Genomic DNA, 23,767 nt, shown 5'->3' with positions numbered 1-23,767 from the left:
ACGCGGAGGAATGCGTTCAGTTATCGGAGTGTTAACTGGGCCGCGCCGGGCGCCCGCTGCCGCTCGTCGCTCTGGCCAGGACTGTTAGATTCCAGCCAGCCGGAATTGCTGTCGAGAGAGGCGGAGCCATGGCAAGCCACGGAGGGCGGGGCCGGGGCGGGGGACGGCCCACGCTCGAAGAGGTCGCCGCCCGGGCCGGGGTCGGACGCGGCACGGCCTCCCGGGTGATCAACGGCTCGCCCCGGGTCAGCGACGCCACCCGCGCCGCGGTCGAGGCGGCCGTCGCCGAACTCGGCTACGTCCCCAACACCGCCGCCCGCGCCCTCGCGGCCAACCGCACCGACGCCATCGCGCTCGTCGTCCCCGAGCCGGAGACCCGGTTCTTCGCCGAACCCTACTTCTCGGACATGCTGCGCGGGGTCGGCTCCGAACTCTCCGACACCGAGATGCAGCTGGTGCTGATATTCGCCGGCAGCGACCGGGAGCGCCGGCGCCTCGCCCAGTACCTCGCGGCCCACCGCGTCGACGGTGTGCTGCTGGTCTCGGTCCACGCCGACGACCCGCTCCCCGACCTGCTGGCCCAGCTGGAGATCCCGGCCGTGATCAGCGGCCCGCGCTCGGCTGCCGAGACGCTCACCTCGGTGGACTCCGACAACTACGGCGGGGCCCGCTCGGCCGTGGAGCACCTGGTGAGCCGGGGCCGCCGCCGGATCGCGCACATCACCGGACGGCTGGACGTCTACGGCGCCCAGCGGCGCGTCGACGGCTATCGCGCGGCCCTGCGCGACGCGGGCCACGCGGCGGACGAACGGCTCATCGAGACGGGCGACTTCACGGAGGAGGGCGGCCGGCGCGCGATGACGGTCCTGCTCGACCGGCACCCCGACCTCGACGCGGTCTTCGCCGGCTCGGACGTGATGGCCGCGGGCGCCCGGCAGGTGCTGCGGGAGGCGGGCCGCCGCATCCCCGACGACATCGCCCTGGTCGGGTACGACGACTCGGCCATCGCCCGGCACATGGACCCGCCCATGACGAGCGTCCGCCAGCCCATCGAGGAGATGGGCCGCGCCATGATCGACCTGCTCCTCACGGACATCGCCGACCGCCGCCCGGCCGCGTCCCGTGGCCTGGACCGCCGCCAGGCGGTCCTGCCGACGGAACTGGTGACACGGGCCTCGTCGTGACGCGCGTCAGCGGTGCCGGGCGGTCGTGCCGAGGGCAGTGATGCGGCGGGCGTTCTCGTGACGCACGTCAGGGGTGCTGGGGCGGTCGTGCCGACGGCTGGTGACACGGGCACGCCGTGACGCGTCCCGACCGGGACGTCCGCCGTCCGTCGCGGGCCCGGAGCGCCGGGACGTACCGCCTTCGGCACGGGTTCACAGCGCCGGGGACGCAGGGCCTTGCGGCGCGGGGCCCCAGCGGCGGGGCGGGTGCGTCCGCAACGGGCGACGAGCGCCGGTGTCGCTGACCGGCCGCATGAACGACGCGATGTACGCCGCGGCGGCGGACGCGGGGGGCCTGCGCTCTGGCGTACGGCACGCAGCGCCGCGGCGACCGGGGCGCCCGGCGACGTGCGTGACCGGCGACGGGCGTGCCGGGCGACCGGTGAGGGGCCACCGTCAGCGACGCGGCCTCCAGTCGCCTACCCGGCGTGCGGGCCGTGGCGCCGCGACGACATGCGTGCCCGGAAACCACTGCGGGGCCGCCGTCATCGACGGGGCCCCACTTGTGCCGCGTACCGGCTGTACGAACCGCGCCACTGCGGCGACCGGCGCGGCCGGAGCCGTACCGCTGTCAGCGACGCGGTCCCGGTCCGCGCCCGCGTACCCGGCGTCCGGGCCGTCGCCGACGCGGCCTCTGCTACGCCGCGTACCTGGCTTCGGCCGGTACGGCCGGAGCCGAGAGGCAGTGGCCGGTGTCGCTGGGGATGTCACGCAGACGGAGCCGGTCCGTGTACGTGGCGCTGTCACGGACGACGGTGAGCTGGGCCTGGGTGACCAGGCCGGTGCACAGGTCGTCCTCGTCGCAGACGGGCAGGTACCCGATACGGGCGCCGGCCATGACGGACAGGGCCACCTCGACGGTCATGTCACCCCACGCCTTCGGGCCGGACGGGCCCGTGGCGTCGGCCACCGCCGCATCGAGGGGTGTCGCGCTCGCCGGGTGGAGCTGCGTCATGACGGATGCCAAGGGGTGCCTCCTCGATGGGGTGGTGGTGTCCTGCCGGTGAGGCTGTCTAGGCAGCCGTCTCCGAGGTGGAACGCCGCCGCGCGGGCCGGCGGGCCGACTGCGAGGGACGCCCACGCCGGGAGCGGGAGTTGGTGCCGCGCTGCGGGCGTTCGGACACCGGCGCCGTGATGACGACCGGCACGCCGGAGGGGGCCTGCGCGCCGGTGATGCGGTTCAGCTCCGCCTCTCCGGGCCGGACCTGGGTGATCTTCGGGAGGATCCCGGCGCTCGACATCAGGTGCGTCATGCCGCGGCGCTGGTTGGGCGTGACCAGGGTGACGACGCTGCCGGACTCGCCCGCCCGGGCCGTACGGCCGCCGCGGTGGAGGTAGTCCTTGTGGTCCGTCGGCGGGTCGACGTTGACGACGAGGTCGAGGTTGTCGACGTGGATGCCGCGGGCGGCGACGTTCGTGGCGACGAGGACGGTGACGTGCCCGGTCTTGAACTGGGTCAGCGTCCGGGTGCGCTGCGGCTGCGACTTGCCGCCGTGCAGCGCGGCGGCCCGCACTCCGCTGTTGAGCAGGTCCTGGGTCAGCCGGTCGACCGCGTGCTTGGTGTCCAGGAACATGATCACGCGGCCGTCGCGGGCGGCGATCTCTGTCGTGGTGGCGTGCTTGTCGGCGCTGTGGACGTGCAGCACGTGGTGCTCCATCGTCGTCACCGCGCCGGCCGACGGGTCGACCGAGTGCACGACCGGGTCGGTCAGGTAGCGGCGGACCAGCAGGTCGACGTTGCGGTCCAGGGTGGCGGAAAAGAGCATCCGCTGCCCTTCGGGGCGTACCTGGTCGAGCAGGGCGGTGACCTGGGGCATGAAGCCCATGTCGGTCATCTGGTCGGCCTCGTCCAGGACGGTGATGGCGACCTGGTTCAGCCGGCAGTCGCCGCGCTCGATGAGGTCCTTCAGCCGCCCGGGGGTGGCGACGACGACCTCGGCTCCGCCGCGCAGCGCGGCGGCCTGGCGGCCGATCGACATACCGCCGACGACCGTGGCCAGTCGCAGCCGGACCGAGCGGGCGTACGGGGTGAGCGCGTCGGTGACCTGCTGGGCCAGCTCGCGGGTGGGGACGAGGACCAGGGCCAGCGGCTGCCGGGGTTCGGCGCGCTGTCCGGCGGTCCGGGCCAGCAGGGCGAGACCGAACGCCAGGGTCTTGCCGGACCCGGTGCGCCCGCGGCCCAGCACGTCACGGCCGGCGAGGGTGTTCGGGAGGGTGGCGGCCTGGATCGGGAACGGCACGCTCATCCCCTCGGCGCGGAGGGAGGCCAGCAGCTGCTCGGGCATGTCGAGATCGGCGAACGCCTCGACGGCGGGCAGCGCCGGGGTCTGGGTGACGGGCAGGGCGAACTCCCCCTGCACGGAGGTCCGGCGGGCCGGGCCACCCGAGCGGCTCGGCTTGCCGGAGCGGCCGGAACCACCCCAGCGGCCGGCGCGGTCGGAGCCGCCGGTCGAACGGGTGCGGGAACGCTCGGACGTACGTGTGCGGTTCATGCGGAACCTTCCTCGATGTGGCTCGTGTCAAGGAATTACCGCGGAAGAGAGCCGCACGGAGAATCGCGAGAACGGGCCAGAATGAAAACAGCAGCGAAAGGGAATACGGCCGGGAGAAAAAGCCGCGATCGCTGGAGAAAAAAAGTGACGGCAGGGGTCGTCGGCCGGGATCGAAGCTCATACGGAACATGTGTCCGGAGCAGGATCGGCACACCCACTGCGCGTGAGCCCGCGGGTTCGGGGCCTGTCACATCGGGCAGGCGCCGGGAGCGGGGGAGGGCTGTGCCCGGATACTCCATGAGCTGGGGCCCGCACCCCTAGGTGCGGGCCCCAGCTCACGAATGCGCGTGTCAGGCGGGAACGATGTTCTCGGCCGTCGGGCCCTTCTGGCCCTGCGCGATGTCGAAGTTCACCTTCTGGCCTTCGAGCAGCTCACGGAAGCCCTGGGCGGCGATGTTCGAGTAGTGGGCGAAGACGTCGGGGCCGCCGCCGTCCTGCTCGATGAAGCCGAAGCCCTTTTCCGCGTTGAACCACTTCACGGTGCCAGATGCCATGTCAAATCTCCTTCGGGGCAGTGCCCGGAGCCCACACTGTGCGGACTCCGCGTCGCCGATGATCGCCCCTCCGGAAAGCTTGGAGTTTTTGGGAACCACAACTGCAACTGGAAACGACAGTAGCACGGCGCGAGTGGCCCTGCCGGGTGACTAATCCCTCCCGGCCCGCCTGTTTGAGAAATCCTGACCTCGAATCACTCCGAATTCTCGCTTCCCGGCTACAGATATTCGCTCGCCCCGGGGGCATGTCCCGCGAGGGGGAGGAGGGGCGGGAGGGAGGGGCGCGAGGGGTGGGCCGGCCGGGCGTTCCGTCATCCCGGACACGCGAGAACGACCAAGGGCTGACCCGGTTCTCCGGATCAGCCCTTGGTCTTCGAGGGTGAGTGACGGGACTTGAACCCGCGACATCCTGGACCACAACCAGGTGCTCTGCCAGCTGAGCTACACCCACCATGACCGGCGGTGGAACTGTCGTTTCCCCGACCGGCCGAGAAGAAGTCTACAGGGTCCGAAGGGATGCTCGCGCACAGGTTTTCGCGCGGGCGCCCACGCGGACCCGGGGCGGTTACTGCGCGGGCAGGACGTGCCGGGCGGCGATCGTCCTCGCGGTGTCGGAGTCCGGGCCGGGCTGCGGGACGAAGACGGCCTCGCGGTAGTAGCGCAGCTCGGCGATCGACTCGCGGATGTCGGCGAGGGCCCGGTGGTTGCCGTTCTTCTCGGGGCTGTTGTAGTACGCCCGCGGGTACCAGCGGCGGGCCAGCTCCTTGATCGAGGACACGTCCACGATCCGGTAGTGGAGGTAGCCCTCCAGCGTCGGCATGTCCCGCAGCAGGAAGCCGCGGTCGGTGCTGACGGAGTTGCCGCACAGCGGGGCCTTGCCGGGCTCCTTGACGTGCTCCCGCACATAGGCGAGGACCTGTTCCTCGGCGTCGGCCGGCGTCGTGCCGTGCTCCAGTTCGGCGAGCAGCCCGGACGCGGTGTGCATCCGACGCACCACCTCCGGCATCGTCTCCAGCGCCCGGTCCGGCGGCCGGATGACGATGTCCACCCCCTCGCCGAGTACGTTCAGCTCGGAGTCGGTGACGAGGGCGGCCACCTCGATGAGCGCGTCGTCCGACAGCGAGAGGCCGGTCATCTCGCAGTCGATCCACACCATGCGATCGTTCATGCGACCACCCTAAAGCTGACGTCGGCGTTTGGATGCCCCGCGTCGGTGCGGGGCCTCGCGCGTACGCGCACGGACAAGGGGGACGGAGTCGTACTCCGTCCCCCTTGTCCCGGCTTTCTTCCGCCGCCCGCTCAGCTGCCGCTGCGCGGGCCCGGGAGCAGGCCCACCGCGCCGGCCGTGGCCCGGCGGCTCTGCATCGGCACCCCGCCGTCCCGCTCCGAGTGGAGCAGGGCGGCCGTCCCGTTCATCGGTCCGGGACCGGGCAGGCCCATGGGCGATCCGTGCTGGCCGGGCGGCACCAGTGCCGGCTCGGCCTCACCCGGCCGGTCGCCCTGCGGGCGGCGAGCCCGGTAGGCGGCGCGGTAGGCGGCGGGGGACGAGCCGAGCTGGCGGCGGAAGTGCCCGCGCAGCGCGACCGGTGAGCGGAAACCGCACCGGCCCGCCACCTCGTCCACCGAGTAGTCCGACGTCTCCAGCAGCCGCTGGGCCTGGAGCACCCGCTGTGTGATCAGCCACTGGAGCGGGGCGCTCCCGGTGAGCGAGCGGAACCGGCGGTCGAACGTACGGCGGCTCATATAGGCGCGTGCCGCCAGTGTCTCCACGTCGAACTGCTCGTGGAGGTGTTCCAGCGCCCAGGCGACGACCTCCGCGAGCGGGTCGGCGCCGATCTCCTCGGGTAAAGACCTGTCGAGGTAGCGCTCCTGTCCGCCGCTGCGGCGCGGGGGGACCACCAGGCGCCGGGCGAGCGCGCCGGCCGCCTCGTTGCCGTGGTCCGACCGCACGATGTGCAGACACAGGTCGATGCCCGCCGCCGTGCCGGCCGACGTCAGGACGTCGCCGTCGTCGACGAACAGCTCCCGCGGGTCGACGTGCACGGACGGATAACGCTTGGCCAGCGTGGGCGCGTACATCCAGTGGGTGGTCGCCGGGCGGCCGTCCAGCAGGCCGGCCGCCGCGAGCACGAACGCGCCCGTGCACAGGCCGACGATGCGGGCCCCCTCCTCGTGCGCCCGGCGCAACGCGTCGAGCGCGTCCTCCGGTGGCGGTGAGGTGATCGAGCGCCAGGCCGGTACGACGACCGTTCCGGCGCGTGAGATGGCCTCCAGCCCATGGGGCGCGGTGAGTTCCAGGCCCCCTGTGGTCCGCAGCGGGCCCTCCTCACCGGCACACACCAGCAGGCGGTAGCGCGGTACTCCGGCGTCCTGGCGGTCGATCCCGAACACCGAAAGCGGTATGGAACTCTCGAAGATGGGACCGCCGCTGAACAGCAGCACCGCGACGATCTCCTTGCGTCGTCGCCCGGAAAGTTTCCGGGCCGCGGCGTCCGGCGCGGCAGTGGAGTCGTGGCTCATCCTGCTAAGCCCCCCTCGGTGGTCGCGGCTCCTCGGTCGTGTCGCTCCTGCACGTTTCCCCTCGGTCCTGCACGAGTCCCCCGCCGTAAGACAGTCAAGATCGAATTTACTGGCTCCCGCGTGACCGCGGTGACCAGTTACCCACGCGGCAGATTGTCGACATGACAACTTGGCGTGAAGCATTCGATCACGAAGCGTTGCACTCGCGAGACGCACAGGGAAGTGCGCCTTGTCGCGGTGGCCAAACCGCGTAGGGTGCGCAGCGGCCCGTAGACCCTTTCCGTGCAGGTGGAACGGGGGTTGGGGGTGGTGCGGGACCCCCCTGGGGCGGTATCCAGAAGTTGGCTGAAAACCAGCGCTCGAAGGTACGGAAACAGGTCAGTCGACCGGTGTCTGTCCCCGGGTGTGCCGCCCGCCGCTTTGCGCGGCGCAACGCTCGGCGCATCGCTCGGAGCGGCGCAGCAGCCACCGGCAGACGGCCGTGACGGCCGCGAGGCCGAGTGCGGTGCCCGTGGCGCCGGCCAGCGAGGTGCCGAACCAGAGGAGGACCACGGGCACGAGCACACAGCTGAAGGCTGCCCAGCGGATCACATCACTCACGGTGTCCGGTGCGGACCGCGGGTCCCGAGGGGACGGGGGTGCGGGCATCTCGTACTCCCTGTGGCGGTGGTTCACCCCGGTTCAACGCCCGTCCGGCCGGTCGGTCACCGGCGGCGCGCGAGTGAACCCCGTGCAAACCGCCTGTACGGGGCAGCAACCATTGCGTTACGGGCGCGGCTCGTGCATGCTCCGGTGAACCCCTACGGACGTCGGGGGCCGCTTACGGAGCGTGCGCGGGATCTGGGCCCAGGAGGCTTGCCGCCGTACCCTTGTGGGTAAGGGCTTGGGAAGATGTTTCCCGGACACAGCTCCGCCGCACTTCCGCCGCACACTGTCCCCCCATAAAGGATCACAACGCCGAGACAGTCATGGCCGGTCACGAATTCTTCGAACCCGCGGACCGCAAGCGGCCGGTCGCCGATCCCACGGCGGCCGATCCCCTGGCGGCGGCAGACTCACGCCCGTCCTGCGATCCCGCCTTCCGGCACGGAGTGGTCGTCGGCTTCGACGGCTCCGACTCCAGCGAGCGCGCCCTCGCCTACGCGATCGGCATGGCCCACCGCTCCCGTTCCGGCCTGATCATCGTGCACGTCGCCAACCGTCTGCCCACCACCGTGTGGGCCGGCTGCGAGCCGCCCGTCTTCGTCGACGTCCCCGACCACCGCACCGAGGTCCTCGGGCTCGAACTGGCCTGCGCGGACTATCTGGCCGAGGTGCCCTGGATCCTGGTCGAGCGCGGCGGCGACATCTGCCACGAACTCGAAGAGGTGGGGCGGGAGTACGAGGCGGACGCGATCGTCGTGGGCTCCACGCACGGCATCGTCGGCCGGATCTTCGGCTCCGTCGCGGGACGGCTCGCCAAGCGGGCGCGGCGGCCCGTGATCGTCATCCCCTGACCGTCGCGTCCCCCGTCGGCCTCACGCGCCGTCAATTCCCTTGCGCAGGCACGAAACTACTCGTGCGTAGAGGTGGTTCACGTCCCTGCGCAGGGCATATAGCGGTCACCGCACCACCACACACGCAGGGAGAGGCGCCGGCCCGCGCCCCCTCAGCGGCGTGCCGCCGGCCGGGGGGTGACGGCCACCGGCCGATGGACCGCGGCACGGGAAGGACCCCCACGTGCTGGGTGGCACACGTGGGGGTCCGTTCCGCCGCCTACTCGACCGTGACCGACTTGGCGAGGTTCCTCGGCTTGTCGATGTCCCGGCCCAGGGCCTTGGCCGTGTGGTAGGCGAGGAGCTGGAGCGGGATGCCCATCAGGATCGGGTCCAGCTCGTCCTCGTTCTTCGGGACGATCACCGTCTGGTCGGCCTTCTCCTGCTCCCGGTGGGCCACCGCCAGGATCCTGCCCTCGCGGGCCTTGATCTCCTCCAGGGCCGCGCGGTTCTTCTCCAGCAGGTCGTCGTCGGGGACGATGGCGACCGTGGGCAGGGCCGGCTCGATGAGGGCCAGCGGGCCGTGCTTCAGCTCGGAGGCGGGGTAGGCCTCGGCGTGGATGTAGGAGACCTCCTTGAGCTTCAGGGAGGCCTCGCGGGCCACCGGGTAGCCCCGGACGCGGCCGATGAAGAGCATCGAGCGGGCGTCGGCGTAGCTCTCCGCCAGCTTCCTGATCTCCTCCTCCTGCGCCAGGATCTCGGTGATCTGCCCCGGCAGCCGGCGCAGGCCCTCGATGATCCGCTTGCCGTCGCGGACGGAGAGGTCGCGGGTGCGGCCGAGGTGCAGGGCGAGCAGCGCGAACGCGACGGTGGTGTTGGTGAAGCACTTGGTGGAGACGACGCAGACCTCGGGGCCCGCGTGCACGTAGATGCCGCCGTCGGCCTCACGGGCGATCGCCGAGCCGACCACGTTGACCACGCCGAGGACGCGCGCGCCCTTGCGCTTCAGCTCCTGCACGGCGGCGAGGACGTCGTACGTCTCACCGGACTGCGACACCGCGACGTACAGGGTGTCGGGGTCCACGACCGCGTTGCGGTAGCGGAACTCGGAGGCGGGCTCGGCGTCGGCGGGGATGCGGGCCAGCTCCTCGATCATCTGGGCGCCGATCATGCCCGCGTGGTACGAGGTGCCGCAGCCGAGGATCTTGACGCGACGGATCCGCCGGGCCTCGCGGGCGTCCAGGTTGAGCCCGCCGAGGTGCACGGTGGAGAACCGGTCGTCGATGCGGCCGCGCAGCACGCGGTCCACGGCGTCGGCCTGCTCGTGGATCTCCTTGTGCATGTACGTGTCGTGGCCGCCCATGTCGTACGACTCGGCCTCCCACTCCACGGTGGTGGGCTCGGCCGTCGTACGGGTGCCCTCGGTGGTGTAGGTGCGGAAGTCGTCGGCCTTGAGGGTGGCCATCTCGCCGTCGTCGAGAGTCACTATCTGCCGGGTGTGGGTGACCAGAGCGGCGATGTCCGAGGCGACGAACATCTCCTTCTCGCCGATGCCGAGGACGACCGGGGAGCCGTTGCGGGCCACCACGATCCGGTCCGGGAAGTCGGCGTGCAGCACGGCGATGCCGTACGTGCCCTCGATCAGGCGCACGGCCTGGCGGACCTTGTCCTCCAGCTTCTCGGCCTGGGAGCGGGCGATCAGGTGCGTGAGGACCTCGGTGTCGGTCTCGGAGAGGAACTCGACGCCGTCCGCCTCCAGCTTGCGGCGCAGTTCGGAGGCGTTGTCGATGATGCCGTTGTGCACGACGGCGACCTTGTGGTCGGCCGACATGTGCGGGTGGGCGTTCACGTCGGAGGGGGCGCCGTGGGTGGCCCAGCGGGTGTGGGCGATTCCGGTGGTGCCCTTGAAGCGCGCCGGGACCTTGGCCTCCAGGTCGCGCACGCGGCCCTTGGCCTTGACCATTTTCAGGCCGGGCGTCTTCGGGGAGGTGACGACGATGCCCGCGGAGTCGTAGCCGCGGTACTCCAGGCGCTGCAAGCCCTCCAGCAGGAGGGGCGCCACGTCACGCTTCCCGATGTATCCGACAATTCCGCACATGTAAGAGGTACCCCTTGGGTGTCGCTGGTCCGGTACGGCTGGTTCTCAGCCGTAGACCATGCGGCGCAGCTGCCTGAGCGTCAGCTCCGGCGGCGCGACCGCGCGGTATTTCAGATCCGCCTCGATCCGTCCGAAGATCTCCGTGTTCACCAGGCCCTGGGCCTGGAGTTCGCGGTGGCGGCGACGGACGTACTCGGCGGTCGTCTCGTCGAAGTAGGCGAGCACGTCCTGGACCACGCGCAGCGCCTCGCCCCGGCTCAGGGGCGTGGACCGCGTCAGATGATCAACGAGTTCGTCGTGCACCCGGTAGATCCTGGAGTACCGGCGCCTCTTTCGCAAGAATCGTGCCCGATTCCGGGCAGACGCCTGTTGGATCTCTTATGGTGCTCTGTTCGCAAGCTGTCCATCCTGCGTCTTGCGCATCGTCGCCCGGACAGACGAGTTTCAGACGCCATGGACATACCTCGCATGGGCGTACCCGAGAAGCTGGCCGAGCGCATGAGCATGGCCGAGCAGCACGAGTACCTGCGCGCCCGTTTCTCGCGGCGCTCGATGATCAGGGGCGGCGCCGTCACGCTGGGCGCCGTCGCGGGCGGCGCGTTCGTGCCCGGCGCCACCGCCCAGGCGGCCGTGCCGACGCGGCACACCGCCCCGGCCGCCACCCCGGTCGACGGCGCGCTCGTCGCACCCTTCGGCCGCCACCTCGCCTACGGCAACGACCCGCGCACCGAGATCACCGTCTCCTGGCAGGTCCCGGTCGCCGTCAAGAAGCCGTTCATCCGCATCGGCGCCCACCCCTGGGACCTCTCCCGCAGGATCGAGGCCGAGGTCCGCACCCTGTACACCCCGGCCGGCGTCGGCGCGAGCGGCGACCACACGCAGTACTACCTGCATGCCGGACTCACCCACCTGCGCCCCGGCCGGACGTACTACTACGGCGTCGGCCACCAGGGCTTCGACCCGGCCCAGCCCCATCTGGCGGGCACCCTGGGCACCTTCACCACCGCCCCCGCCCACAAGGCGCCGTTCACCTTCACCGCCTTCGGCGACGAGGGCGTCGGCTACCACGGCCTGGCCAACAACTCCCTCCTCCTCGGCCAGAACCCCGCCTTCCACCTGCACGCCGGTGACATCGCCTACGCCGACCCGTCCGGCGCGGGCAAGACCACCGACACCGGGTTCGACGCGCGCACCTGGGACCAGTTCCTCGCCCAGACCGAGTCGGTCGCCAAGCAGGTCCCGTGGATGCCCGCCTACGGCAACCACGACATGGAGGCCTGGTACTCGCCCAACGGTTACGGCGGCGAGGAGGCCCGCTGGAACCTCCCCGACAACGGGCCCGACAAGAAGAACCTGCCGGGTGTCTACTCCTTCGTGTACGGCAACACGGCCGTCATCTCGCTGGACGCCAACGACATCTCCTTCGAAATCCCGGCCAACCTGGGCATATCCGGCGGAACCCAGACCAAGTGGCTCGAAGGACAGCTGAAGAAGTTCCGCGCGGCGAAGGACGTCGACTTCGTCGTCGTCTTCTTCCACCACTGCGCCTACTGCACCTCCACCGCGCACGCCTCCGAGGGCGGGGTACGCCAGGAGTGGGTGCCGCTGTTCGAGAAGTACACCGTGGACCTCGTCATCAACGGCCACAACCACCAGTACGAGCGCACCGACGTCATCAAGGGCGGCAAGGTCGCCAAGAAGCTCCCGATCGGCGGCACCGCCTACCCCGAGACCGAGGGTGTGGTCTACGTCACCGCCGGCGCGGCGGGCCGCAGCCTGTACGCCTTCAGCGCCCCGGACTCCTACGAGGGCCACGAGCACGAGACCGACTCCGTGGCCTCGTTCGTCAACACCAAGGACGGCAAGGTCAACGAGACCGTCGCCTGGTCCCGGGTGCGCTACCTCGACTACTCCTTCCTGCGCGTGGACGTCACCCCCGCCCCGAAGGGCCGGCAGACCACGCTGACGGTGTCGGGCATCGCCGAGACCGGCGACCGCGTCGACCACTTCACGGTGTCCCGCAGGGCGAAGTAGCGGGGCCGCGCCGAAGGGGCGGCCCCGGTTCCGGCGGGCGGGCGCGGTGCCGGCCACGGTTCCGGCGGGTGGGCGCGGTTCCGGCGGGCGGCAGGCGGTCCGTACGGCCTGCGCGGCCGTCCGGGGCCCACCTGCCCGGCCGGGGCCGGCTGCAAGTCCGGCGGTAGCGCCGCCGTCGTGCCGCCGTCCACGGGCGCGGCGCGCCGCCGCGCCGTCGCGGCAGCGGTGGCGTCGCAGCGGTAGCCGCAGCGCGGCGGTAGCGCCTCCGCCATACCGCCGCTTATGCGCGCGCCCGGACAGGCGGCCACGGTCCCGGTGGACAGCGAGTGGTCCGCGCGGCCCTCGCGGCCGTTCGGGCACCGCCTGACCGGCTGTGGCCGGCTACTCGTCCCGGGAGCATCGGGCGGCCACCGCAGTGGCTGCGGCGGTGGCGCGGCTGTAGCGCCGCCGCCGTACCGCCGCCTACGGGCGCGCCCGATCGGGTGGCTGCGCCCCGACGGGCGGGCGCGGTCCCGGCGGTCGGCGGGTGGTCCGCGCGGCCCTTACCGCCGGCCGGGGCCCACCTGCCCGGCCGGGGCCGACTGCGCGTCCGGACGGCCGGGGACCAGCGCCGCCGCGCCGTCGCGGCAGCAGTGGCGTCGCAGCGGTAGCCGCCGTGCGGCGGTGGCGCCGTCGCAATGGCGGTGACGGTGGCGCCGCAGTGGCGGTGACGGTGGCGCCGTAGTGGTGGCGGCAGCGCGGCGGTGCCCCCGCCGTGCCGTCGTCGTCGCCACCACAGTCGGTCCCGCTCGGCCCCAACTTCCGTCGCGTCGGGGGCGATTCGGTCGTTCTGCGGGACAGTGGGGGGCCCGGCCGTGTCCGATGGCCGGGTTCCTCCGAAGGGAGCGCATGTGAGTCGGAACCGTGGCACGACCTCCCGGACATCCCGCGTTCTCGGATCCCTGCTGCTTCTCGCGGCCGGTGTCCTCACCCTCGGCGCGACCCCCGCCGTGCCGGCCGTGGCCCCCGTTCCCCTGGACCGGGTCGTCCCGGCGCCCGTCTCGGTCGCGCCGGGCGGCGCCCCGTACCGCATCACCCGCGCGACCGGCATCCGCGTCGACGACTCCGCCGAAGTGCGCCGTGTCGGCGCCTACCTGGCCGGCATCCTGCGGCCCTCCACCGGCTACCCGCTGCCGGTCACCGATCACGGCAGCGGCGGTGTCCGACTCCACCTGGCCGCCGCCGGGGACTTCGGCGCCGAGGGGTACCGGCTGCACAGCGGCGCCGACGGCGTCACCGTCACCGCGAGCACCCCGGCCGGGCTCTTCCACGGGGTCCAGACGCTGCGTCAGCTGCTCCCGCCCGGCGTGGAGAAGAGGACCGTGCGGAGCGGCCCCTGGCGCGTCGCCGGCGGCACCGTGCTGGACCGTCCCCGGTACGCCTACCGGGGTGCCATGCTGGACGTCGCCCGGCACTTCTTCACGGTCGCCCAGGTCGAGCGGTACATCGACCAGCTGGCCCTGTACAAGATCAACGAACTGCATCTGCACCTCAGTGACGACCAGGGCTGGCGCATCGCCGTCGACTCCTGGCCGCGCCTGGCCTCCCACGGCGGCTCCACGCAGGTCGGCGGCGGCCGGGGCGGCTCCTACACCAAGGCGGACTACCGGGAGATCGTCCGGTACGCGGCCTCCCGGTACCTGGAGGTCGTGCCCGAGATCGACATGCCCGGCCACACCAACGCGGCCCTCGCCTCCTACGCGAAGCTCAACTGCGACGGCGTGGCACCGCCGCTGTACACCGGCACCGCCGTCGGCTTCAGCTCCCTGTGCGTCGCGCGGAAGGCGACGTACGACTTCGTGGACGACGTCGTCCGGGAGCTGGCCGCCCTCACCCCGGGCCGCTATCTGCACATCGGCGGCGACGAGGCGCACTCGACCCCGCACGCCGACTACGTGACGTTCATGGACCGCGTCCAGCCGGTGGTGGCGGCCCACGGCAAGAAGGTCATCGGCTGGCACCAGCTCACCGGCGCCCGTCCCGCCCCCGGCGCCCTCGCCCAGTACTGGGGCCTGGACGGCACCGGCGCGGCGGAGAAGGCGCGGGTCGCCGAGGCCGCCCGGAACGGCACGGGCCTGATCCTTTCCCCGGCCGACCGCACCTACCTCGACATGAGGTACACGAGGAGCACCCGGCTGGGCACGGACTGGGCGGGCCTGGTGGAGGTGAGGCGGGCCTACGACTGGAACCCGGGCGCCTACCTGCCGGGCGTGCCCGCGGCGGCCGTCCGCGGCGTGGAGGCACCGCTGTGGTCGGAGACGCTGAGGAAGTCCGCCGACCTCGAGTACATGGCCTTCCCCCGGCTCGCCGGCACCGCCGAACTGGGCTGGTCACCGGCGGCCACCCACGACTGGAACCGCTACCGCACACGGCTGGCCGCGCAGGGCCCGCGCTGGGACGCCCTCGGCATCACCTACTACAGGTCGCCCCAGGTGCCCTGGCCGAGGCGATGACCGGCGGCACAAAAACGCGTCCCGGGACGGAGTGCAACCCTTCACCCGGTGCCGGTGTTCTCCTAGATGATGGATGAGAAGGCCGAGCGGCAGCTGACCGAACTCCTGGCGGCGGACCTCGACGACGGCTTCACCGAGCTGGTCAGGGTCCACGGCAGGGCGGTGTACACGTTCCTGCTCCGGGTCTGCGGCTCGGCCACCGAGGCCGACGACCTGGGGCAGGACGCCTTCCTGCGCGCCTACACGGCCTTACAGGACTACGGCCCCGAGCGCCGGCGGGAGCTCAGGCCGCGTGCCTGGCTGCTCACCATCGCCGCCAACGTGTGGCGCAACCACCTGCGCACCTGTTCACGCCGGCCCGCCCTGGCGGGGCTCCCCGTCGAGGACACCGCCGACACCTGGACCGACCGAAGTCCGGGACCGGAGGAGCGGGCCGCGCTCGCCGACGACCGGCGCCGGCTGGTCACGGCGCTGCTGGAACTGCCGGAGCACCACCGCACGCCCGTGGTGCTGCGCCATGTGGTGGGTCTGAGCTACACGGAGGTGGCCGAGGTGCAGCGGTGCGCGGTCGGAACGGCCAAAGCACAGGTGTCCCGGGGTCTGAAGAGTCTGCGCCGGCTGCTGGAGCCGGAGACAGCCGTGCTGGAGGAGGTGACGACATGAGGAGTGACCGCGAGGTACCGGGCACCGGCGCGGACCGGTCCGGCCTGGCCGGGCTCGCCACGGAGCCACCGGCGGACTTCGCCGTGCGCGTGCTGCGGCGCACCGGCGTCCCGCGCGAGAGCTACGACACCTATGTCCGCCTCGACACCGCCGTCGGCGGTCTCTTCGTGGCGGCGAGCCCGGACGCGGTGACCGGGGCCGCGCTGGACACGGGCGGACTGTCCGCCACGGTCTTCGAGGAACTGCACCGCGCCCGGACCCGGCGTTCGGCCCTGCGGTCGGCCAGGCCGTTCCCGGGGGTGACCACCGCGCTGCGGACCGGCCGCGCCCGGCGGCTGCCCATCGACCTCTCCCCGCTCGGCCCGGTGGACCGGGCCGTGCTGGAGGCGGTCCGCGCCGTCCCCGCCGGGCAGTTGCGCCCGGTCGGCTGGCTCGCCAGGGAGGCCGGGGTGGCACCGGAACGCGTGCTCGGCGCCCTGGCCCGCAACCCGGCCGCGGTGCTGATCCCCTGCCACCGCGTGACGTACGACAACGGCACGCCGTGCGACGCCGGCCACCTCCCCGCGGTGGGGGACGCGCTGCGCGCCGCGGAGGGCATCGACCTGCTGCGGGTGGCGGAGCTGCACCGGCGCGGCGTGGTGTTCCTCGGCAGCGACACGACCCGTATCTACTGCCATCCCACGTGCGCCCACGCCCGCCGCATCACCCCGCCCCACCAGGTGCCGTTCCGTACCGCGCGGGAAGCCGGCCGGGCGGGGTACCGCGCCTGTAAGAGCTGCCGGCCGGTCGCGGTATGACGGCCATCCGAACCCGACGGTCACGATCCACACGGAGTTGTTGTGCGAACCAGTAACATCCCCGGCGACACCACGGCGGCGGTCGCGGTCCATCCCACGCCGCTGGGGCCGCTCGTGCTGGCGGCCACGGCCGACGCCCTCGTGCTGTGCTGCTACGGCACCCCCGAGACCGGCGTCGCCCGCCTCACCAGGGCGGGCCTGCGCACCGTCGAGGAGGAACACGCGGACGCGGGTCCCCGCGCGGTGCTGGCGGAGACCCGGACCCAGCTCGACGCCTACCTCACCGGCGCCCGCCGTGACTTCACCGTGCCGGTGGACCTGCGGCTCGCCACGCCCTTCAGCCGGCTGACCGTGGCGGCGCTGGACGCGTTCGTGCCGTACGGGCGCACCGCGACCTACGCGCAGCTGGCGGCGGCGCTCGACCGGCCGCGGGCCGCCCGCGCGGTCGGCACGGCTCTCGGCGCCAACCCGGTCTGCGTCGTGCTGCCGTGCCACCGGATCGTCGGTTCCAAAGGCAGCCTGACCGGGTACGCGGGCGGTCTGGCGGCCAAGCAGTTCCTGCTCGGCCTGGAGTCCTGGCACGACGGCCTGACCGGAGAGCGGGAGCCGGCGGCGCTGCCCACCGACCTGACGGTCCCCGAAGGCCTGACGGCCCCCTGACCGGTGGGCGTCGGGAGATCCCCCGTCACCGGCGCCCACCTCCTCTTCCTCGTACGACCTCCCGTCCCCGGAGAGCTGAGCGCGTGAACGCCTACGACACCCCGTCCCTGCCCGGGCTCGCCGAGCCGGCGGCCCTCGACTGGCCGGCCCCCGACGACGACGGGCTGCCCGCACTTCGCCGGCTCGACTGGCCCGCCCTGGCCGCCGAACTGGACGCGGAGGGCGTCGCGCTCACCCCGCCCCTGCTCTCCGCCGACGAGTGCGCCCGGCTGCGGGACATGTTCGACGAGCCGGGGCTGTTCCGCAGCACGGTGACGATGGCGCGGCACCGGTTCGGCGAGGGCTCGTACCGCTACTTCGCCCGCCCGCTGCCCGATCCGGTGGCGGCCCTGCGCCGGGAGCTGTACCCGCCCCTGGCGCGGATCGCCAACACCTGGGCCGCGCGGCTCGGCGAGCCGGAGTTCCCCGGCCGGCACGAGGACCTCGTCGCGGCCTGCGCCGCCGAGGGCCAGCACCGGCCGACGCCCCTGCTGCTGCGCTACGGGCAGGGCGGCTACAACTGCCTGCACCAGGACGTCTACGGCGACCTCACGTTCCCGCTCCAGGTGGCGGTGCTGCTGGACCGGCCGGACGAGGACTTCACCGGCGGCGAGAGCGTGTTCGTGGAGCAGCGGCCGCGCGCCCAGTCCCGGCCCCTGGTGCGACGGCCGGCGCAGGGGCAGGGGCTGATCTTCGCCGTGCACCACCGCCCGGTGCGCTCCGCGCGCGGCTGGAGCCGGGTGATGCTGCGGCACGGGGTCAGCGCCGTCACCAGCGGACAGCGGCATGTGCTCGGCGTGATCTTCCACGACGCCCGCTGAGACGCCGCCGCGGCGAACCTGTGTACGACCGCTGCACCGGCCCGGTTCTGCCGCCTCGCTCCAGTGAACCGGCAGTCTCCGCAACGCCGCTGGTCAGCGCCGCCTCCCCCGCTCGTGGAACTGCCGCTCCGGCTGGAGTGCCGCTGGAGAACCGCAACAACACGGTTACGTACGGTCGCTGTTGCGACGGCAGGAGGGTTTCGGGACCTGCCTCGTACCACTGTCAACCCGGCGAGTCACCGTAAGGAGCAGTGGCACACATGCAGCACGTACAAGGGGCACGGGACACCCCAGCGGAGCGGGAAGCCCGGCCGGAAGCGGGGGCCAAGCCGTCGAGCGGCTCCTCCTACCGGCTGGGCGCGGCTCTGCTGCAATCGCTCGCGCAGGAGATGAACGCACTCGCCGAGCAGGCGTCCGCGCTGTTGAGCACGCCCCCGGAGAGCCTGTCCCTGGACGCGGACGTGTTCGCCCAGATCGCCCGCAGGAACGTTCCACGCTGGCACTTCGCCATGCTGAACGACACCGACCGCAACGACGGGCTCGTCGCCGCCCTGGACCGGGGCATCCCGGCGGGAGCGACCGTGCTGGACATCGGCTCCGGCAGCGGACTGCTCGCCATGGCCGCGGCCCGTGCCGGTGCGAGCAAGGTGTACACCTGCGAGATGAACCCGCTGCTGGCCGAGATCGCCCGCAACGTCATCGACGCGCACGGCCTGTCCGACGTGATCACGGTGTTCGGCAAGCCGTCCACGGAGCTGGACGCCGAGCGCGACCTCGGCGGCCGGGTGGACGTCCTCGTGTCGGAGATCGTCGACTGCGGCCTCATCGGCGAGGGCCTGCTGCCCTCGGTGCGCCACGCCCGCGAACACCTGCTGGCACCGGACGGCATCATGCTGCCGTCGGCGGCCCGGCTGCGCGGCAGGCTGGTCAGCAGCGAGGCGGTGCTGAAGCTCAACCAGGTCACCACGGCCGGCGGTTTCGACGTCTCGCTCATGAACACGGTCGCCACCCGCGGCCACTTCCCGGTACGGCTGGACACCTGGCCCCACCGCTTCCTGTCCGAGACGGCACCGGTGCTGGAGTTCGACCTGGCGCGCGACGCCCTGGAGCCCGGCGAACGCACCCTCACGCTGCCCGCCACCGCCGACGGTGAGGCACAGGCCCTGGTGGTCTGGTTCGAGCTGGACATGGGCAACGGCGTCGTCCTGTCCAACCCGCCGGACAACCCCGGCTCGCACTGGATGCAGGGCTGGGTCCCGCTGGAGAAGCCCGTACCGACGAAGGCGGGCGAGACGGTCTCCCTCCGGCTCCGCTGGAGCGACTTCACGCTCCGCGTGAGCCTCTGACACGGCCTCGGCCGGCGCCCGCGCGGCACCGGCGGCCGGACCTTATTCGATTAGGACCAGGGAGCAAGCGATGAGTCACGTCCCCGCGCACGTCCCGTTCGAGCTGAGCGGCGCCGAGCTGCGCGACGCGGTGGTGCAGTACGCCACCGCCCCGATCTACCACGACAACCTGGACTGGCTGAACCACGACAACCCCTACCGCCGCCAGCTCAGGCCGCAGGTCCTGCCCCATCTGGACTACGACAAGATACCGGGCCGCGAGAACATACTCGACTACTCGAGCCTGGCCGTGCAGCGCCTGCTGACCTCGATCTACGAGGCCGACCTCGTGTTCTTCCCGAAGTCCGGCCTGAAGGGCAAGGAGGAGGACTTCCGGGCGTTCTACAGCCCCGCGAACCGCGCGCTCGGCGAGCGGATCCGGCCGGCGCTGGAGCGCTACGCCTTCGGCTTCCTCGACGACGAGGTGGAGACGTCCGGGAACTGGACCGCCGAGAGCCTGGACGCCTACCTGGACTCGCTGGACACCAGCGGCGGCCAGGAGCAGTCGCCGGCCGAGAAGGCCATCGCCGCCTCCTCCGACCCGCAGCGGGCGGCCCGGATGTGGCTGGTGCAGTTCGCGCCGGACTTCCTCTCCGAGGCCTCGCCGATGATGCGCAACGTCCTCGGCTACTACGGCCCGGCCCAGTCCGAGTGGTTCAAGGTCGTCATCGACGAGTACGGCTACGGCGTCCACGACACCAAGCACAGCACCCTGTTCGAGCGGACCCTGGAGTCGGTCGGCCTCGAGTCCGACCTGCACCGGTACTGGCAGTACTACCTCAACAGCAGCCTGCTGATGAACAACTACTTCCACTACCTGGGCAAGAACCACGAGCTGTTCTTCCGCTACGTCGGGGCGCTCTACTACACGGAGTCCTCCCTGGTCGACTTCTGCCGCCGCGCCGACCGGCTGCTGCGCGACGTCTTCGGCGACTCGGTGGACACCACCTACTTCACCGAGCACGTCCACATCGACCAGCACCACGGCCGGATGGCCCGCGAGAAGATCATCAAGCCGCTGGTGGAGGCCCACGGCGAGGGCATCATCCCGGAGATCGTGCGGGGCATCGAGGAGTACCGGGTGCTCCTGGAGGTCTCCGACTTCGACTTCTCCGAGCAGATCTCGTGGATGGACGACCAGCCCGAGCTGAAGAAGCTGCACGACCCGGTGTTCGAGGGTCTGGGCAAGATCGACGCGCCCGTGGCGCACATCGTCGAGCCCCGCGGCGAGCTGTCCAACACGCACTGCCACGACGGCGACGAGCTGTGCCACATCGTCTCCGGCACCATGCGCTTCGAGAGCGGCCTGGGTTCGTCGCTCACGCTGGAGGCGGGCGAGGGCGTCGTCATCCGGCGCAACCGGCTGCACGGCGCCAACATCGAGTCGGACGAGTGCGTCTACGAGATCCACTCGGTGGGGGACTACCGCAAGTGCCTGTCGTGACCTTCTCCGCCGCGGGGCGGGACAACTGCGTCGTCGTCGCCGGGACACCGTACGTCTACGCGACGGTCGGCGGCCGGGGCTTCGTGATGCGGGCCCAGTGCCCGCACCGCGGCGGCCCCCTGCACCTGGCCGACGTCGCCGAGGACGGTGTCCGGCTCGTGTGTCCGTGGCACGAGCGCAAGACCTCCGTGGCCCGGATGCGCGGGGAGATCCCGGCCGTACGGGTGGGCGAGCGGATCACCGCGGTCTTCCCGGACCGCCCGCCCGCCCGGGGCTGGCCCGCGGCACCGGCGGCCTGCGGCGACGTGGCCCTGGAGCACCGGCCGCTGACCCCCGCGCTCACGCGTTCGCGCGTGCCGGCCGGCTGACCCGCCGGCGACTGCAACGACCCGGGGCCGGCCGGTGTTCTACAGACGGCCGGTTCGTGCGCGCCGGGGCCCGGCAGGGCCCCGGCGCGCGTACCGGACCACGAGTGACCACATGCAAGGAGAGCGGAACATGGGCACGGACGGTGGCAAGCCGTTGCTGCTGCTGATAGGCAGCAGCTCCCGGCGCAGCCGGGAATTCATCCTTCGGTCGGTGAGCCGGCGCTACGCGCTCTGGCTGCTCCAGCCGGCCCAGGTGACCTGGGAGGAGCCGTACGTCGTCGGCAGCACCTCCGTCGACAACACCCGTCCCGAACTCCTCGTGGCGGCCGCCCGGCAGGTGGCCGCCGAGCACGAGGTGGCCGGCGTGTTCTGCTACGACGAGGGTCTGGTCACCCCGGCCGCCCACGTGGCGCAGGCGCTCGGACTGCCGGGCAACTCCCCGGAGACCGTCATCGCCTGCCGCGACAAGAACGCCACCCGGGTGGCGCTGGAGCGGGCCGGGGTCGCCCAGCCGGCCTCCATCGGCGTGCGCTCCCTTGAGGAGGCACGGCAGGCGGCCGAGAAGATCGGCTTCCCGGTCGTCCTCAAGCCCCGGGGCCTGGCCGGCGGCATGGGCGTGCGCCGGGCCGACGGCCCCGGTGACGTGGAGAGCGCCTACCGGGCGGCGTCCGGCGCCTCCTACCCGGGCGTTCCCGTCTTCGACGTGTCGGTGCTCGTCGAGGAGTACGTCGACGGCCCCGAGATCAGCGTCGACGCCGTCTTCTTCGAGGGCGAGGGCATCCCCCTGGCGGTGGCCCGCAAGAAGGTGGGGCTCGCGCCCTTCTTCGAGGAGACCGGCCACGAGGTCGACGCCGCCGACCCGCTGCTGACCGACCCTCAGCTCCTGGACGCGCTGCGGGCCAGCCACGCCGCGCTCGGCTTCCACACCGGCGTCAGCCACACCGAGTTCCGCCTCACCGCGGACGGCCCGCGCCTGATGGAGGTCAACGCCCGCCTCGGCGGCGACATGATCCCCTTCCTCGGCGAGCTGGCCACCGGCGTCGACGTGGCGCTGGCCGCGGCCGACGTCGCGGCCGGCCGGCGTCCGGAGACGACGGCGACGCGGCGGCGGGCCGCGGCGATCGCCTTCCTGTACCCCGAGCGCGACACCGAGATCGAGTCGGTGACCGTGCACGAGGACCGGTTCTCGCCCGACGTCCACAGCGCCGACGTGATGGCCGACCCGGGAGCCGTGCTGCGGCTGCCGCCGCGCGGCTACATCTCCCGCTACGCCCGGGTCATCACCCTCGCGGACTCCGTCGAACAGGCGCGGGCGGCACTGCTGCGGGCGCCGGAGATCGTCGAACTCACGGGCCGCCCGGTGGAGGAGTCCCCCTGATGAGCCCCGGAAAGACCTCGTCCGAGCCCGGGAGGACCGGCCGGCCGTCGATCGTGCAGACCCTGCGGGGCATCCCGGGCCCCATCTGGCTCGTGCTCGTCGGCATGCTGGTCAACCGGCTCGGCAACTTCCTCCAGATCTACCTGGTCCTCTACCTCACCGCGAAGGGCTTCTCCGCGACCGAGGCGGGCCTGGCGCTCGGCGCCTACGGCGTGGGCTCGGTGGTCGGCGTGCTGGTGGGCGGCACGGCGTCCGACCGGATCGGCTACGCCTGGACGATCGTCGGCTCCATGGCGCTCGCCGGACTCGGCACGCTGAGCCTGCCCCACCTGCACACCCTGCCCCTGATCATCGCGGTGGCCTCGGTCATCGGACTCCTGGCGCAGATGTACCGGCCGGCCTCCTCGGCGCTGCTGGTGGAGCGCACCCCCGAGGACCACCACGTGATGGTGTTCGCCGTCTACCGGATGGCGTTCAACCTGGGCACCACGGTCGGCCCGCTGCTCGGCGCCCTGCTGATCAGCCACTCGTACGACCTGATCTTCTACCTGGAGGCGACGGCCCAGCTGGTCTTCGCCGCCTTCGCCCTGATCCTGGCGCGCTCCGGGGGCGCGGCCCGCCCGGCCGGACACGACACGGACGGCCCCACCCGGTCGTACGCCGCCGTGCTGCACGACACCCGGTACGTGGTGTTCCTGCTGGCGCTGTTCCTCAACGCCGTCGTCTACATCCAGCACACCTCCGCGCTGCCGCTCCAGATCAAGGCCGACGGACACGGCGTCACGTTCTACTCCAGCCTGCTGTCGCTGAACGCCGTCATGGTCATCTCGCTGGAGCTGCTGTTCACCAAGTACGTGCAGCACCTGCCCGGCAAGGTCGCGGTGGCCCTCGGCGTCGGCCTGGTCGGCGTCGGGATGAACCTGTACGTGGCCGGACCCAGCATGGCCATGTACGTCGTGGCGACCGTGGTGTGGACGTCGGGCGAGATGATCGGCACACCGACCGCCTCGGCCTGGCCGGGCAAGGTCGCCCCCGGACACCTGCGGGGCCGCTACATCGCCGCCGCCGCGTTCCCCATGCAGATCGGTTACGCCATCGGCCCCGTGCTCGGCGTCGCCGCCTGGCAGGCGTCGTCGTCCTTCGTGTGGTGGCTGTCCGGGCTGCTGACCGTGGGTGCCGTGGCCGCCGTCCTCTTCGGCATGGGCGAACGGCCCGCGGACGCGGACCCCGGCACCCCCGCCGACGGGACCGCCCCGGCCGACGAGCCGGCCGGACCGGTCGCCGCCGACACCCCCTGACCCGCCCCACCCCTCCAGTCCGTGCC

21 protein-coding genes and 1 tRNA gene are annotated in these 23,767 nt (G+C 72.2%); 13 read left to right on the top strand and 9 right to left on the bottom strand.

Annotation, left to right across the window (positions count from 1 at the left end):
• Positions 1-128 precede the first annotated feature (128 nt).
• On the top strand, positions 129-1,184 hold the full coding sequence (locus AB0F03_RS13990; protein ID WP_361990385.1) for a LacI family DNA-binding transcriptional regulator: 1,056 nt from the start codon (positions 129-131) through the stop codon (positions 1,182-1,184).
• A gap of 676 nt (positions 1,185-1,860) precedes the next feature.
• Here the strand turns inward: AB0F03_RS13990 and AB0F03_RS13985 are convergent.
• From AB0F03_RS13985 to AB0F03_RS13955, 7 genes are all read right to left on the bottom strand, one after another.
• Entirely contained in the window at positions 1,861-2,178 is a 318-nt protein-coding gene (locus AB0F03_RS13985; RefSeq protein ID WP_361990839.1) for a CBS domain-containing protein, read from the bottom strand.
• 58 nt (positions 2,179-2,236) lie between these two features.
• Positions 2,237-3,715, bottom strand: a complete 1,479-nt coding sequence (locus AB0F03_RS13980; protein WP_361990382.1) for a DEAD/DEAH box helicase — start codon at positions 3,713-3,715, stop codon at positions 2,237-2,239.
• 350 nt (positions 3,716-4,065) lie between these two features.
• Positions 4,066-4,269, bottom strand: a complete 204-nt coding sequence (locus AB0F03_RS13975) for a cold-shock protein (protein ID WP_077060004.1) — start codon at positions 4,267-4,269, stop codon at positions 4,066-4,068.
• 378 nt (positions 4,270-4,647) lie between these two features.
• Positions 4,648-4,720 (bottom strand) — tRNA-His (locus AB0F03_RS13970).
• A 114-nt stretch (positions 4,721-4,834) separates the two neighbouring features.
• Positions 4,835-5,437, bottom strand: a complete 603-nt coding sequence (orn, locus tag AB0F03_RS13965) for an oligoribonuclease (protein ID WP_361990379.1) — start codon at positions 5,435-5,437, stop codon at positions 4,835-4,837.
• 131 nt (positions 5,438-5,568) lie between these two features.
• Complete coding sequence (locus AB0F03_RS13960; RefSeq protein ID WP_361990376.1) at positions 5,569-6,789, bottom strand: helix-turn-helix domain-containing protein; 1,221 nt, start codon at positions 6,787-6,789, stop codon at positions 5,569-5,571.
• A 378-nt stretch (positions 6,790-7,167) separates the two neighbouring features.
• The gene (locus tag AB0F03_RS13955) at positions 7,168-7,437 is read right to left on the bottom strand and encodes a hypothetical protein (protein ID WP_361990373.1); all 270 of its coding nucleotides are present in this window, start codon (positions 7,435-7,437) and stop codon (positions 7,168-7,170) included.
• A gap of 320 nt (positions 7,438-7,757) precedes the next feature.
• On the opposite strand from AB0F03_RS13955, the gene AB0F03_RS13950 reads away from it, so the two are divergent.
• The gene (locus AB0F03_RS13950; protein WP_121788617.1) at positions 7,758-8,285 is read left to right on the top strand and encodes a universal stress protein; all 528 of its coding nucleotides are present in this window, start codon (positions 7,758-7,760) and stop codon (positions 8,283-8,285) included.
• 259 nt (positions 8,286-8,544) lie between these two features.
• Here AB0F03_RS13950 and glmS read toward each other — a convergent pair whose 3' ends face one another.
• Entirely contained in the window at positions 8,545-10,362 is a 1,818-nt protein-coding gene (gene glmS, locus AB0F03_RS13945) for a glutamine--fructose-6-phosphate transaminase (isomerizing) (protein ID WP_361990370.1), read from the bottom strand.
• Positions 10,363-10,407: 45 nt separating this feature from the next.
• Positions 10,408-10,665: a hypothetical protein gene (locus tag AB0F03_RS13940; protein WP_121788619.1), complete on the bottom strand. Its 258-nt coding sequence runs from the start codon at positions 10,663-10,665 to the stop codon at positions 10,408-10,410.
• 165 nt (positions 10,666-10,830) lie between these two features.
• Here AB0F03_RS13940 and AB0F03_RS13935 point away from each other — a divergent pair, with 165 nt between their 5' ends.
• The 11 genes from AB0F03_RS13935 to AB0F03_RS13885 all read left to right on the top strand — a co-directional run bounded on the left by AB0F03_RS13935 (position 10,831) and on the right by AB0F03_RS13885 (position 23,741).
• Complete coding sequence (locus AB0F03_RS13935) at positions 10,831-12,396, top strand: metallophosphoesterase family protein (protein ID WP_361990836.1); 1,566 nt, start codon at positions 10,831-10,833, stop codon at positions 12,394-12,396.
• An 890-nt stretch (positions 12,397-13,286) separates the two neighbouring features.
• The gene (locus AB0F03_RS13930; RefSeq protein WP_361990367.1) at positions 13,287-14,888 is read left to right on the top strand and encodes a beta-N-acetylhexosaminidase; all 1,602 of its coding nucleotides are present in this window, start codon (positions 13,287-13,289) and stop codon (positions 14,886-14,888) included.
• A gap of 66 nt (positions 14,889-14,954) precedes the next feature.
• Positions 14,955-15,551 carry an RNA polymerase sigma factor gene (locus AB0F03_RS13925; protein ID WP_361990364.1) on the top strand — a complete coding sequence of 199 codons (597 nt, stop codon included), beginning with the start codon at positions 14,955-14,957 and terminating at the stop codon, positions 15,549-15,551.
• On the top strand, positions 15,548-16,348 hold the full coding sequence (locus AB0F03_RS13920) for an MGMT family protein (RefSeq protein ID WP_361990362.1): 801 nt from the start codon (positions 15,548-15,550) through the stop codon (positions 16,346-16,348). The genes AB0F03_RS13925 and AB0F03_RS13920 overlap by 4 nt, the downstream gene beginning before the upstream one ends.
• 42 nt (positions 16,349-16,390) lie before the next feature.
• A complete protein-coding gene (locus AB0F03_RS13915) occupies positions 16,391-17,008 on the top strand; it encodes a methylated-DNA--[protein]-cysteine S-methyltransferase (RefSeq protein WP_361990359.1) in 618 nt (205 codons plus the stop codon).
• Between the two features lie 83 nt (positions 17,009-17,091).
• A complete protein-coding gene (locus tag AB0F03_RS13910) occupies positions 17,092-17,868 on the top strand; it encodes a 2OG-Fe(II) oxygenase (protein ID WP_361990358.1) in 777 nt (258 codons plus the stop codon).
• 260 nt (positions 17,869-18,128) lie between these two features.
• Positions 18,129-19,214 (top strand): 50S ribosomal protein L11 methyltransferase, encoded by a 1,086-nt coding sequence (locus AB0F03_RS13905; protein WP_361990355.1) that lies wholly within the window; start codon positions 18,129-18,131, stop codon positions 19,212-19,214.
• A gap of 70 nt (positions 19,215-19,284) precedes the next feature.
• Positions 19,285-20,697 (top strand): iron-containing redox enzyme family protein, encoded by a 1,413-nt coding sequence (locus AB0F03_RS13900; RefSeq protein ID WP_361990353.1) that lies wholly within the window; start codon positions 19,285-19,287, stop codon positions 20,695-20,697.
• Positions 20,694-21,065, top strand: a complete 372-nt coding sequence (locus AB0F03_RS13895; protein WP_361990350.1) for a Rieske 2Fe-2S domain-containing protein — start codon at positions 20,694-20,696, stop codon at positions 21,063-21,065. Before AB0F03_RS13900 ends, AB0F03_RS13895 begins: the two co-directional genes overlap by 4 nt.
• A 130-nt stretch (positions 21,066-21,195) precedes the next feature.
• Positions 21,196-22,443 (top strand): ATP-grasp domain-containing protein, encoded by a 1,248-nt coding sequence (locus AB0F03_RS13890; protein WP_361990347.1) that lies wholly within the window; start codon positions 21,196-21,198, stop codon positions 22,441-22,443.
• Positions 22,443-23,741 carry an MFS transporter gene (locus AB0F03_RS13885; protein ID WP_361990345.1) on the top strand — a complete coding sequence of 433 codons (1,299 nt, stop codon included), beginning with the start codon at positions 22,443-22,445 and terminating at the stop codon, positions 23,739-23,741. The genes AB0F03_RS13890 and AB0F03_RS13885 overlap by 1 nt, the downstream gene beginning before the upstream one ends.
• The last annotated feature ends 26 nt before the right edge of the window (positions 23,742-23,767 follow it).

Source organism: Streptomyces sp. NPDC028722, assembly GCF_040637655.1.
Lineage (GTDB): Bacteria > Actinomycetota > Actinomycetes > Streptomycetales > Streptomycetaceae > Streptomyces.
This window is presented reverse-complemented; position numbering and strand designations above follow the sequence as displayed.

Bases quoted from the DNA above. Each gene is read 5' to 3' on its own strand.
- AB0F03_RS13990 (WP_361990385.1), top strand. From the start codon at position 129: ATGGCAAGCCACGGAGGGCGGGGCCGGGGCGGGGGACGGCCCACGCTC.
- AB0F03_RS13985 (WP_361990839.1), bottom strand. From the start codon at position 2,178: ATGACGCAGCTCCACCCGGCGAGCGCGACACCCCTCGATGCGGCGGTG.
- AB0F03_RS13980 (WP_361990382.1), bottom strand. From the start codon at position 3,715: ATGAACCGCACACGTACGTCCGAGCGTTCCCGCACCCGTTCGACCGGC.
- AB0F03_RS13975 (WP_077060004.1), bottom strand. From the start codon at position 4,269: ATGGCATCTGGCACCGTGAAGTGGTTCAACGCGGAAAAGGGCTTCGGC.
- orn (WP_361990379.1), bottom strand. From the start codon at position 5,437: ATGAACGATCGCATGGTGTGGATCGACTGCGAGATGACCGGCCTCTCG.
- AB0F03_RS13960 (WP_361990376.1), bottom strand. From the start codon at position 6,789: ATGAGCCACGACTCCACTGCCGCGCCGGACGCCGCGGCCCGGAAACTT.
- AB0F03_RS13955 (WP_361990373.1), bottom strand. From the start codon at position 7,437: ATGCCCGCACCCCCGTCCCCTCGGGACCCGCGGTCCGCACCGGACACC.
- AB0F03_RS13950 (WP_121788617.1), top strand. From the start codon at position 7,758: ATGGCCGGTCACGAATTCTTCGAACCCGCGGACCGCAAGCGGCCGGTC.
- glmS (WP_361990370.1), bottom strand. From the start codon at position 10,362: ATGTGCGGAATTGTCGGATACATCGGGAAGCGTGACGTGGCGCCCCTC.
- AB0F03_RS13935 (WP_361990836.1), top strand. From the start codon at position 10,831: ATGGGCGTACCCGAGAAGCTGGCCGAGCGCATGAGCATGGCCGAGCAG.
- AB0F03_RS13925 (WP_361990364.1), top strand. From the start codon at position 14,955: ATGATGGATGAGAAGGCCGAGCGGCAGCTGACCGAACTCCTGGCGGCG.
- AB0F03_RS13920 (WP_361990362.1), top strand. From the start codon at position 15,548: ATGAGGAGTGACCGCGAGGTACCGGGCACCGGCGCGGACCGGTCCGGC.
- AB0F03_RS13905 (WP_361990355.1), top strand. From the start codon at position 18,129: ATGCAGCACGTACAAGGGGCACGGGACACCCCAGCGGAGCGGGAAGCC.
- AB0F03_RS13900 (WP_361990353.1), top strand. From the start codon at position 19,285: ATGAGTCACGTCCCCGCGCACGTCCCGTTCGAGCTGAGCGGCGCCGAG.
- AB0F03_RS13890 (WP_361990347.1), top strand. From the start codon at position 21,196: ATGGGCACGGACGGTGGCAAGCCGTTGCTGCTGCTGATAGGCAGCAGC.
- AB0F03_RS13885 (WP_361990345.1), top strand. From the start codon at position 22,443: ATGAGCCCCGGAAAGACCTCGTCCGAGCCCGGGAGGACCGGCCGGCCG.